Raw genomic sequence first — 10,123 nt, forward strand, 5'->3', positions numbered from 1 at the left:
CGACGGAACGGGCCGGTGGGGACTGGCGGCCGGGGCGGGGCTGTTCACGGCGCTGGCGGTGGCCGGATGCCCGGGGGAGGGCGCCACGTCCTCCGCACCGCCCGAGCCGTCGGCCCCGGCCTCGGCATCCGCCTCCCCTGCGCGCTCAGCGCCCCGGCCCGGGCGGACGGCCGCGCCGCCGCGCCCCACCCAGGGCGGGACGGCCGGCCGGGGGCACGGGTCCGGAACGACGATCGAGCAGAACCCCGAGGGCTCCGGATCGCCGGTGCCGCGCACGCCGCCGACGCCGGACTGGACGCCGGCCACCGGTTTGCCCACCGACGCCGTCGAGGTGCCGATGCCCACGCAACTCGGCTGACGGACCCCCGCGGCGGGCCTCAGGGCAGCGGCTGCGGAGGGCGCGGGCCCACGTAGTGCCCGCTCGGGCGCATGCGCAGTGGGGGTTCCTCGTACTCCTCCAGGGCATGGGCGATCCAGCCCGCCGTCCGGGCGACCGCGAAGACCGTCTCGCCGGCTTCGGGGACCATACCGGCGGAGACGGAGAGCACTGCCAGGGCGAGGTCGACGTTGGGGTGGACGGGGGTGTGACGGGCCGTCGTGGCGGCCACCTCGCGGGCGGCGGTCAGCGCGCGCTCCGCGTACGGGACGTCCTCGAGCAGCCGCAGGAGCATGACCGCGCGCGGGTCCTCGGCCCGGTAGAGGCGGTGGCCGAGCCCCGGCACACGGCGGCCCGCGCGCAGGTGGTCGGCGACGACGGCCGCCGCGCTGCCGCGGTCGAGGACCTCGGCGAGCATGCGGTGGGCGAGGCCGCTCGCGGCCCCGTGCAGCGGGCCGTCGAGGGCCCCGAGGCCGGCCGAGACCACGGCGTACGGATGCGCGCGGGCGGAGGCGGCCACGCGCACGGCGAGTGTCGAGGCGGCCAGGTCGTGGTCGATGAGCAGGACGAGCGCCGCGTCCAGCGCACGCAGTGACGCGTCGTCGGCCGGGTGATCGGACAGCCGGGACCACAGCCGCCAGGCCAGCCGGCCCTCTCCCTGGTGCGGGGTCCCGGCCGAGGGCAGAGCCCGGACCAGCGTGGGGATGAGGCCGCGGGCGGCGCCGAGCACGGCTTCGGGGGAGAGGTCGAACCGGAGCGGGTCCGCCACGGCCGCCGCGACGGCGGTCGCCCGCAGGCGGTCCATCGGGCCGCTGTGCCCGGGCAGCACCCCGACCGCCCGCCGGGCGGCCTGCAGCGCCTGCGGCGGCGCGGTGAAACGCACCCCGGAACGCAGGACGCCGGTCCACAGCCATTCCGCCACCTCCTCGTAGCCGTACCGCTCGGCCAGGGCCGTCGCGTCGACCCCGCGGAAGTAGTAGCGGTCCCCGTCGATGAGGGTGATCGCGGTGCGCACGGGGCCCATGCCGTCGTCCTCGGGGGGCGGCTGCGCCGCGCGCCGGTTGCGACGCACGAGGGCGTCGACCTCCTCGGGGTCGAAGGTGCTGCCGCGCCCGCCGGGGGCGCGCCGGCTGCTCAGCAGGCCGCGGCTGACGTAGGCGTACACCGTCTCCGGCTTGACCCCGAGCCGCCCGGCCGCCTCGCGAGTGCTCAGCCGTTCCTCCGTCGTCATGACTCCATCTCACCACACATTGATTCAATCAATATTGACGGAGATTGAATCAATGATGGATGGTCGAGTCAATGCCGAGCCGTCGAAGCAGCACCGGAGGACCACCGTGACCGTCATGCCCGTCACCCCCGACGTACCCCGCGGCCTGAAGGGAGTCGTCGTCACCGAGACCGCGCTCGGCGACGTCCGCGGCACCGAGGGCTTCTACCACTACCGCCAGTACTCGGCCGTCGACCTGGCGCAGAGCCGCACCTTCGAGGACGTCTGGCACCTGATGCTGCTCGGCACGCTGCCCGACGCCGCCGGGCGCGCCGCCTTCGCCCGGCGCGTCGCCCCGCTGCGCCGACTGCCCGCCGCCGTCCGCGACGCGCTGCCGGCCGTCGCCCGTTCCGGAGCGCTGAGCGGCCCGCTCGCCGGGCTGCGCTCGGCGCTGTCCCTGCTGGGGGCGGCCGAGGGGTTCCGCCCGCTGTACGACATCGACCCGGAGCGTCGGCTGTCCGACGCGCTCACCGCGACCGCCGTCGTGCCCACGCTGCTGACCGCCCTGTACCGGCTCGGTCAGGGCCTGGAGCCGGTGGAACCGCGCGACGACCTGCCGTTCGCGGCCAACTACCTGTACATGCTCACCGGCGAGGAGCCCGACCCGGCCCGCGCCCGGGCCGCCGAGCGGTACCTGATCTCCACCGTGGACCACGGCTTCAACGCGTCCACCTTCACCGCCCGCGTCATCGCCTCGACCGGCGCCGACCTCGCCGCCTGCCTCACCGGCGCCGTCGGCGCGCTGTCCGGCCCGCTGCACGGCGGCGCCCCGAGCCGGGCCCTGGACACCCTGGACGCCATCGGCACCCCGGACCGCATCGACCCGTGGATCCGTGAACGCGTCCTGGCGGGCGACCGCATCATGGGGTTCGGCCACCCCGTCTACCGCACCGAGGACCCCCGTTCCCGGATGCTCAAGGAGATCGCCCGGTCCTTCGGCGGCCCGCTCGTCGACCTCGCCGTCCAGGTCGAGGCGCGGGTCGAGGCGATCCTCGCCGAGCTCAAGCCCGGCCGTGAACTCCACACCAACGTCGAGTTCTACGCCGGCGTCGTCATGGAGCTGTGCGGCCTGCCGCGCGAGATGTTCACCCCCACCTTCGCCTGCGCCCGTGTCGTGGGCTGGTGCGCCAACGTCCTGGAGCAGGCCGAGGACAGCAAGATCATCCGTCCGGCCGCCCGCTACGTCGGCCCGGTGCCGCCCCAGCCGGTGCCGGCGGCGTGAGGGGTCCGGGGGCCGGTCAGGGCGCCGAGGGGCGTTCCAGCAGGAGGTAGTCGCCGTCCTCGCCCGTGCGGTGGTAGCCCGCGCCCTCGTAGAGGTGGAGGGCCGGGTTGACGCGGTGGACGCCGAGCGTCAGCGTCCCGTGGCCGGCCGCGCGGGCCTGCGCGGCGAACGCGTCGAGGAGGAGGCGGCCGAAGCCGCGGCGCCGCAGGGCGGGCACCACGTGCAGGCCGACCAGCAGGGCCTTGCCGTCGCCCGCCGGCATCCACATCATCGAGCCGCCCGGCCCGCCGCCGGCGTCCAGCACGAGGGTGCGGTCCAGGCACTCCACCCACAGGCCGAGGTTGAGGTCGATCGCCTCGGTCCAGGCCGCCTCGGCGGCGGGTTCCACGGCACGCATGTAGTCGCGTTCCCACCGCAGGAGGTGCGGCAGGTCGGCGGGCCGCGCGGGGCGGGTGTCGGCCGTCGGGCCGGGGCTGATGGGCACGGTGGTCACCGTAACGCCCCTGCCGCGCCCGCCGGGGGCCGGGCCGCCGCTACTCCCGGGCGGCCGGCTTGCGGTCGACCGGCGTGACCGGGGTGACGGTCTCCTCCATGGTGCGGCGGGGGCCGGACCAGGGGGCGGGGACCGCGTCGAAGAGGTAGGCGAAACGGTAGGCCAGTTCCTCGTAGTTGACCCGCCAGCCGCGGAAGTGCGGCCACGCCTCCTCGGGGGTGCGCTCCAGCGGGTAGCCGTTGGCCGCGGCGTGGGCGACCGCCGCGGCGAACTCCTCGTACGGCAGCCTGATGGTCGCGTTGGGCGAGGGGTCGGCGTCGTACGGGATCCGCCAGATCGCGGCGATGTCGCGCAGGCAGACGAAGCCGGCCCGCAGGGCGAGCCGGGCCTCGGCCTGCGGGCGCCCGGGGTTGAGGGCGAGTTGCATGGCGGCGGCGTCCATGACGGCGAGCAGCGCGATCAGCCAGCTGCGGTCGGGCTGCGGCGAGCGGAACCGGCTGAGCACCGTGTAACTGGTGTGGCTCTCGCTCACTTCCGCCGCCCACCGCTCCCAGTTGCGGAACAGCTCGGTGAGGCTGTCGGTGAGCCCGATCTGGGCGTAGCGGGCGAGGATCTCCGGCCCCCACGGCGGGTTGCCTGCCCGGGCCTGCAGCAGGGTCACCTCCGCCTCGCGGCGCGAGTAGGCGGCGTACAGGGTCGGCAGGTAGCCGATCTGGAGGCCGATGGTGATCGGGCCGGTCGCGGCGGCGATGAAGTCGATCACCGTGAGGTCGACGTGGTGGCTGCTGGCGAAGCCCAGCGTGAACAGCGACGACCCCGCCTCCCGCAGCGCGTTGATCGGGGCGAGGTCGCTGACCGCCGCCTGCAGCATGGCGTACCCCGCCCAGAAGGCGACCAGCCAGCCGATCAGGTTGGCGAGGATGGACACCGCGGCCACCGGGACGAGGACACGGTCCTTGGCCTCGGGCGTCCGGCAGCGGTCCGCGACGAACTGGAAGGGCAGGTGGACCGCCGCGTGCACCAGGCGCGTGAAGCTGGACCGGGTCGGCCGCGGGATCACCAGCGTGCGCAGCACCGAAGAGAAGGTCCCGGCGACGACCAGCGCCCCGACGAGACCGATCAGGACGCGCACTGGACTTCCCTCCCCGGACGGTTCACAGCACCCGCCGGCGGACCAGCGCGGCCAGCACCAGCACACCGGGGAGCAGGGGCAACCATACGGTGACGATGCGGTACGCCAGCACCGCGGAGGTCGCCGCCACGCCGGTGGCCCCCGCGGTGACCAGCGCCAGCACCAGGGCCACGTCCAGCGAGCCGATTCCGCCCGGGGTCGGCAGCAGGGCCGCCGCCGCGCTGCCCGCCAGGTACGCCACCGCGACGTGCGCGGCCGGCACCGGCGCGTGCAGCGACCGTACGACCGCGACCAGCACCGCGGCGTGCATCACCGGGAAGGCCAGGGAACCCGCCCACAGCGCCGCCACCCGCGCGGAACGGCCGTGCACCGCGCGGACGTCGGTGGCGACCGTGCCGAGGAACGAGCGGACGGTGCGGCGGACGTGGCGCACCGACAGCAGGACCACCAGGACCAGGCAGAGCGCCGCGCCGGCCATGAGGGCGACGGTCGGACCGGGCCGCCCGGGCACGACCTTGCGCAGGTCGAGGGCGTGCGGGAAGGCCGCGAGCAGGACCACCAGCAGCCCGATCCGCACCACGCAGGCCGCCAGCGCCCGCACGGTCAGCGCGGCCGCGGAACGACTGGGGGAGAGGCCGCAGCGCAGCAGGAAGCGCAGGTTGACGGCGTTGCCGCCGACCCCCGCCGGGAGGATGTGGTTGGCCGCGGACGCGGCGAACTGGGTGGCCAGCAGGCGTCCCGTGGGCAGTTGCTCCAGCACGGCGCCCTGCTGGGCGGCCGCCGAGCACACCCAGGCGAGCAGCGTCGCGGCCCCGGCCGCCAGCAGCCACTCGGCGTCGGCGGAACCCAGCCGGTCGGTACCGGCGTCCACCATCGGCCACTGCCGCAGGACGATCAGGGCCACCAGCAACAGCGGTGCCACACCGACGATCTGACGTACTGGGAGGCGCCGCCACATGCCGTTCGTGCCCTTCCGGTCGCCGCGGTCGCCCGCTGCCGTGAGGTGCTCCCCGGCGCAGCCCCGGCCGTACCTACGCACGACCATACGGTGCGGTGACCCGTACCGCTCATCCGGCGGCGCGTCCGGCCGCCCCGTGGTACGGGGCGGGGCCGGACGGCGCCCCGGCGCGCGGGACGGCCTACAGCTCCAGGAGGCTGCCTTGGTCGTCCACGCGGTCGGCCGACTCGTCGTCGAACCAGATCGCATCGGTGGCGAGGTAGCGGAAGCGGTGCACGCCCGCCGGGAGGATCACCGACACCGTGCGGGTGCCGTCGCGGCGGGGGACGAGGGTGTGCCGGCCGGGCTCCCAGCCGTTGAAGTCGCCGACCACGCTGACGGTGCCGGGCGGGTGGTCGACGGGGAGGGCGAAGGTGATCCGCGTCTTGCGGCCGAACAGCTTGCTGCGCCTGAGCATGGGCTCTCCCTGCGGGGCGGACGAGGGACGGAGGACACGTGCGGTGCTCGGGTGCCCCACATTCTTCCGGTGCTCCGGGGAAAGTCACATACCGACTGGTCGGTGTTACGGGCTATCGTGACCCCGGACGACGTTGGTACGTACGCGGAGGGAGTCGCGGTGCGCGCGATCCAGATCACCGAATTCGGCGGGCCGGAGGTGCTGCGGCAGGTCGAGCTGCCCGATCCCGTGCCGGGGCCGGGGCAACTGCTGGTCGAGGTCTCCTCGGCGGGGGTCAACTACGCCGACACGCACTTGGTGGAGAACTCCTACCTCTCCAAGGCCACCCTGCCCCTCGTGCCCGGCGCCGAGGTGGTCGGCCGCACCGCCGGCGGCCGCCGCGTGGTCGCCCTGACCGACAACGGCGGCTACGCCGAGAAGGCCGTCGTCGAGGAGTACCTCGCCCACGACGTGCCCGAGGGCGTCACCGACGGCCAGGCCCTCGCCCTGGTCGTCCAGGGCCTCACCGCCTGGCACCTGCTGCGCACCTCGGCCCGCATGGCCGCGGGCGAGTCGGTGGTCGTGCACGCCGCCGCGGGCGGCACCGGCTCGCTCGCCGTGCAGCTCGCCAAGGAGTTCGGTGCGGGACGGGTCATCGCCACCGCCTCCTCCAAGGACAAGCGCGACCTCGCGCTGGAGCTCGGCGCGGACGTCGCGATCGAGGCGGACGCCACGGACGCCGCGGGGCTGAAGGAGCGGCTCGTCGAGGCCAACGGCGGCAAGAAGGTCGACATCGTGCTGGAGATGACCGGCGGCCCGGTCTTCGACGCCTCGCTGGCCGCACTCGCCCCCTTCGGCCGCCTGGTGACGTACGGACTCGCCTCCCGCGTCCCCCCGACCCCGGTGCAGGCCGCGCAGCTCATGGGCCGCTCCCGGGCCGTCGTCGGCTTCTGGCTGATGCACTGCCTGGGGCGCCCCGGCATGTACCGCGAGCCGATGGCCGACCTGCTGGCCATGACGGCCGACGGACGGCTGAAGCCGCAGGAGGGCGGCAGGTACCCGCTCTCCGAGGTCACCCGCGCCCACGAGGACCTGCGGGCCCGCCGTACTTACGGCAAGCTCACGCTCGACCCGGCAGGCTGATCACTCCGGGCCGGCCGCGCCTGCGCCCCCGCCGTTCACGTGCCGGCGGAGGCACAATCGACAGCGGAGCACGAAGCCGCGGCCGGCGGCCCGGAGGAACGGGAGGGGCCATGGACAGGACCCGCTTCGCCCCCGACCGGGGGCTGACCACCCGCATGGTGGTCACCATGTTCATGATCGGGCTGCTGTACGTCGTGTTCGTGGGCGTCCTGCTGGCCCTGCTGCGCGGTGCCTGGCCACTGATCCTGATCGTCGCGGGCGGGCTGTTCATCGCCCAGTTCTGGTTCAGCGACCGGATCGCCGCCTTCAGCATGGGCGCCCGCGAGGTCACGCCCGAGCAGGCCCCCGAACTGCACGGCGTCGTCGACCGGATCTGCGCCCTGGCCGACATGCCCAAACCCCGCGTCGCGATCGCCGACAGCGACGTCCCCAACGCATTCGCCACCGGACGCAACGAGAAGGCGGCCCTGGTGTGCGCCACCACCGGCCTGCTGCGCCGGCTGGAGCCCGAGGAGCTGGAGGGCGTCATCGCCCACGAACTCTCCCACGTCGCCCACCGGGACGTGGCGGTCATGACGATCGCCTCCTTCCTGGGCGTGCTCGCCGGGGTGGTCACCCGCATCGGACTGTGGGGCGGCCTCGGCCGCAACAGCCGCGACCCGGGCACCGCGATCGTGGTCATCCTGATCCCGCTGGTCAGCGCGCTCGTGTACTGCGTCAGCTTCCTGCTGACCCGGATGCTGTCCCGCTACCGCGAGCTGTCCGCCGACCGCTCCGCCGCGCTGCTCACCGGGCGGCCCTCCGTCCTGGCCTCGGCGCTGACCAAGGTCTCCGGGCAGATGGCCCGCATCCCCACCGAGGACCTGCGCAAGGCCGAGCCCTTCAACGCCTTCTACTTCGTCCCCGCCCTCGCCGGCGGCCAGAGCCTGGCCCAGCTGCTGTCCACGCATCCCACGCTGGAGCAGCGGCTGGCGCAGCTCGGCCGGATCTCCGTCGAGCTGGGACGGCGCTGATGGGGTTCCTGGACGCGCTGCTCGGCCGCAGCAAGCCCGTCAGACCCGACCTGGACCAGCTGTTCGGGCTCCCCTCGGCGGCCGTGACCCTGGAGGCCGCAGCCGGCTTCCGGCCCACCGGCGTGGGCTCGGTGTGCTTCGCCGCCGTGGAGGGCGGCGCGTTCGCCGAGGTCCAGCAGGACGTGCGGGCGCTCCTCGACATGGACACCGGCCAGGGCGCCGTGCCGGTGGAGTCCGTCCGCGACGCGTACGGGTACACATGGCTGGTCGTCCGGCGTCCGGCCGAGGACCTGCCGGCCCTGGTCGGCGACCTCCACGCGGTCAACTCGGCCCTGGAGGGGCACGGCTTCGGCCCCCAGCTGCTCTGCTCCCTGGCCACCTTCCGCGATGACGCCGGGCGGTCGCTGGCGCTGGTCTACCTCTACAAACGAGGCTCGTTCTACCCGTTCGTCCCGCTTCCGGGGGAGAAGCGCGACAACCCCCTGGAGCTCCAGGTCAAGGCCCTGCTCGGGAACGACCTCCGCCTCGAGGAGGACCTGGGCCGCTGGTTCCCCCTCTGGGGCGCGCCGGGCCTGGGGGGCTGAAGGGCAGGCGGTCCGGCGGTCCTCACCCCCAGGGCTGCACGTCCACCACGGCCTCGACCGGCGGGGGCCCCTGCACATGCGGGAACTCCTCGATGCCGAGTCGGGCCGGGTCCAGGGTCCGGCCGCGGCGCTGTGGGCCGCCGGTGGTGAAGACGCCGATGCCGTTGGCGACGAGGCGTTCCGTGCCGCCCGCCGGGTGGTTGCGGACTTTGACGCGGGACGCGCCGGGGGCGCGGGTGACGAGGGTGGAGGAGCCGCCGCCGTCGAGGTTGACGGCGGCCTGGGCGCCGATGCCGGACATCAGGGAGGCGAGTTCGCGGACCGTGAGGCCGGCGCCCGACTCGGCCTTCCCGTCCAGCGCCAGGAGGTACATCACGTGCCCGTCGTCGCCGAAGCCCGCCGCGGTGCGGGTCGCCGTGACGCCGTTCTCCAGGCCGTCCACGGGGTAGCCGTCGCGCAGGATCGGGTAGCCCCCGACGGCGAAGCTGTACCCGCCGCCGTACGCGGAGGCCACCAGTCGCTGCTGCACGTCGACCGCGTCGCCGGGCTCCAGCAGGCGCAGCGCCTCCGCCCCCGCCTCGCGGCCGACGAGGACCACCGCGCCGGGCGGGATCTCGCCCTCTCCCGGGCCCTCGCCGACGCCCACCACCTCGCCCTGGCTGACCATGACCTCGTAGGTGTCGTTGCTGCAGGGCGCCGCGCGCCTGGTGTCGTCGCCGCAGCCGGCGCGGAGCCGGGAGGCGCTGCCCCAGTCCGAGGTGTACAGGCCGACGCCGCCGACCGGGAGCGCGTACTGGTTCAGGCCGGCGAGCGGCACCGTGCCCTCCTCGAAGCTGACCGAGCCGGACAGCCGGAGCCGGTCGAGCCGGGCGATCCGGTCCGTGCCGACCGCGAGGACGTCCTCGGTGGTCGCGCCGGGCGGCAGCTTGGGGCCGAAGCGCTGGGCCGGCGGCACCGCCGACTTCAGGGCCCGTCCCGCGGCGACCGCCGGACCGACCGCGGCACCGGTCGCGGGCACCCCGGGGTGCTGGGCCTCGCTCATGTTGAAGAAGTCGGCGTTGATGCCGCCCACCGCGCCCGCGGCGTCGGCGAGCCCCGAGACCGTGCCGCGTCCGGCGACGACACCGGGGTGCAGCAGGTCCACCGTGACGCCCGGCGTGCGCAGGTCCACCGTCAGCAGGTGTCCGCGGGCCGTGCCGTGGGCTCCCCGGTAGGTGAACGTCCGGTAGTCCACGCCCGAGGCGAGCCGGGTGGTCGCGCCGTAGCGCAGCCCGTCCCCGGCGACCGCGGCGGCGGCCCCGCCGGCGCCGCCGAGCACGGCGCTCCACGCCAGCGTCGCGGAGATCGCCAGGCGCACCCGGCGGGGTCGTCGAGTCACGTCGCTCCAGCCCGAAAACCGATTATCTGACGAATGGTCAATGGTTGCCCGGACCGGCTGGGTTGTCGCACCACCACGCCGCGCGTGAGGGGGAATTCGACTCGATACGGTGAAAGCG

Annotated in this window: 10 protein-coding genes and 1 pseudogene; 5 read left to right on the forward strand and 6 right to left on the reverse strand. The window is 74.7% G+C overall.

All coding sequences use genetic code 11. The features are described from left to right. Positions 1-358, forward strand: a pseudogene (locus tag PV341_RS40355) (hypothetical protein); the annotation flags it as partial. 19 nt (positions 359-377) lie between these two features. Here the strand turns inward: PV341_RS40355 and PV341_RS40360 are convergent. After that, positions 378-1,607 carry a citrate/2-methylcitrate synthase gene (locus PV341_RS40360; RefSeq protein WP_500360403.1) on the reverse strand — a complete coding sequence of 410 codons (1,230 nt, stop codon included), beginning with the start codon at positions 1,605-1,607 and terminating at the stop codon, positions 378-380. 115 nt (positions 1,608-1,722) lie between these two features. Between PV341_RS40360 and PV341_RS40365 the strand changes: the two genes are divergently transcribed. Next, positions 1,723-2,868, forward strand: a complete 1,146-nt coding sequence (locus tag PV341_RS40365; RefSeq protein ID WP_500323177.1) for a citrate synthase/methylcitrate synthase — start codon at positions 1,723-1,725, stop codon at positions 2,866-2,868. Between the two features lie 16 nt (positions 2,869-2,884). Here PV341_RS40365 and PV341_RS40370 read toward each other — a convergent pair whose 3' ends face one another. The 4 genes from PV341_RS40370 to PV341_RS40385 form a co-directional block, all read right to left on the reverse strand. Next, positions 2,885-3,352: a GNAT family N-acetyltransferase gene (locus tag PV341_RS40370; RefSeq protein WP_500360405.1), complete on the reverse strand. Its 468-nt coding sequence runs from the start codon at positions 3,350-3,352 to the stop codon at positions 2,885-2,887. A gap of 49 nt (positions 3,353-3,401) precedes the next feature. Beyond that, positions 3,402-4,493 carry a hypothetical protein gene (locus PV341_RS40375; protein WP_500323181.1) on the reverse strand — a complete coding sequence of 364 codons (1,092 nt, stop codon included), beginning with the start codon at positions 4,491-4,493 and terminating at the stop codon, positions 3,402-3,404. 22 nt (positions 4,494-4,515) lie between these two features. After that, a complete protein-coding gene (locus PV341_RS40380; protein ID WP_500323182.1) occupies positions 4,516-5,532 on the reverse strand; it encodes a lysylphosphatidylglycerol synthase transmembrane domain-containing protein in 1,017 nt (338 codons plus the stop codon). Positions 5,533-5,632: 100 nt separating this feature from the next. Then, positions 5,633-5,908: an isoamylase early set domain-containing protein gene (locus tag PV341_RS40385; protein ID WP_500360407.1), complete on the reverse strand. Its 276-nt coding sequence runs from the start codon at positions 5,906-5,908 to the stop codon at positions 5,633-5,635. 159 nt (positions 5,909-6,067) lie between these two features. On the opposite strand from PV341_RS40385, the gene PV341_RS40390 reads away from it, so the two are divergent. From PV341_RS40390 to pspAB, 3 genes are all read left to right on the forward strand, one after another. Then, the gene (locus tag PV341_RS40390) at positions 6,068-7,030 is read left to right on the forward strand and encodes a quinone oxidoreductase family protein (protein WP_500323185.1); all 963 of its coding nucleotides are present in this window, start codon (positions 6,068-6,070) and stop codon (positions 7,028-7,030) included. A gap of 110 nt (positions 7,031-7,140) precedes the next feature. Next, a complete protein-coding gene (htpX, locus tag PV341_RS40395) occupies positions 7,141-8,043 on the forward strand; it encodes a zinc metalloprotease HtpX (protein WP_499515403.1) in 903 nt (300 codons plus the stop codon). Further along, positions 8,043-8,627: a PspA-associated protein PspAB gene (pspAB, locus tag PV341_RS40400; RefSeq protein WP_500323186.1), complete on the forward strand. Its 585-nt coding sequence runs from the start codon at positions 8,043-8,045 to the stop codon at positions 8,625-8,627. Before htpX ends, pspAB begins: the two co-directional genes overlap by 1 nt. A 22-nt stretch (positions 8,628-8,649) precedes the next feature. Here the strand turns inward: pspAB and PV341_RS40405 are convergent, their stop codons facing one another. Next, positions 8,650-10,005 (reverse strand): phosphodiester glycosidase family protein, encoded by a 1,356-nt coding sequence (locus PV341_RS40405; protein ID WP_500323187.1) that lies wholly within the window; start codon positions 10,003-10,005, stop codon positions 8,650-8,652. Positions 10,006-10,123: the final 118 nt, after the last annotated feature.

This window comes from Streptomyces sp. PA03-1a (assembly GCF_033792805.1).
In the GTDB taxonomy this organism is placed as follows: Bacteria; Actinomycetota; Actinomycetes; order Streptomycetales; family Streptomycetaceae; genus Actinacidiphila.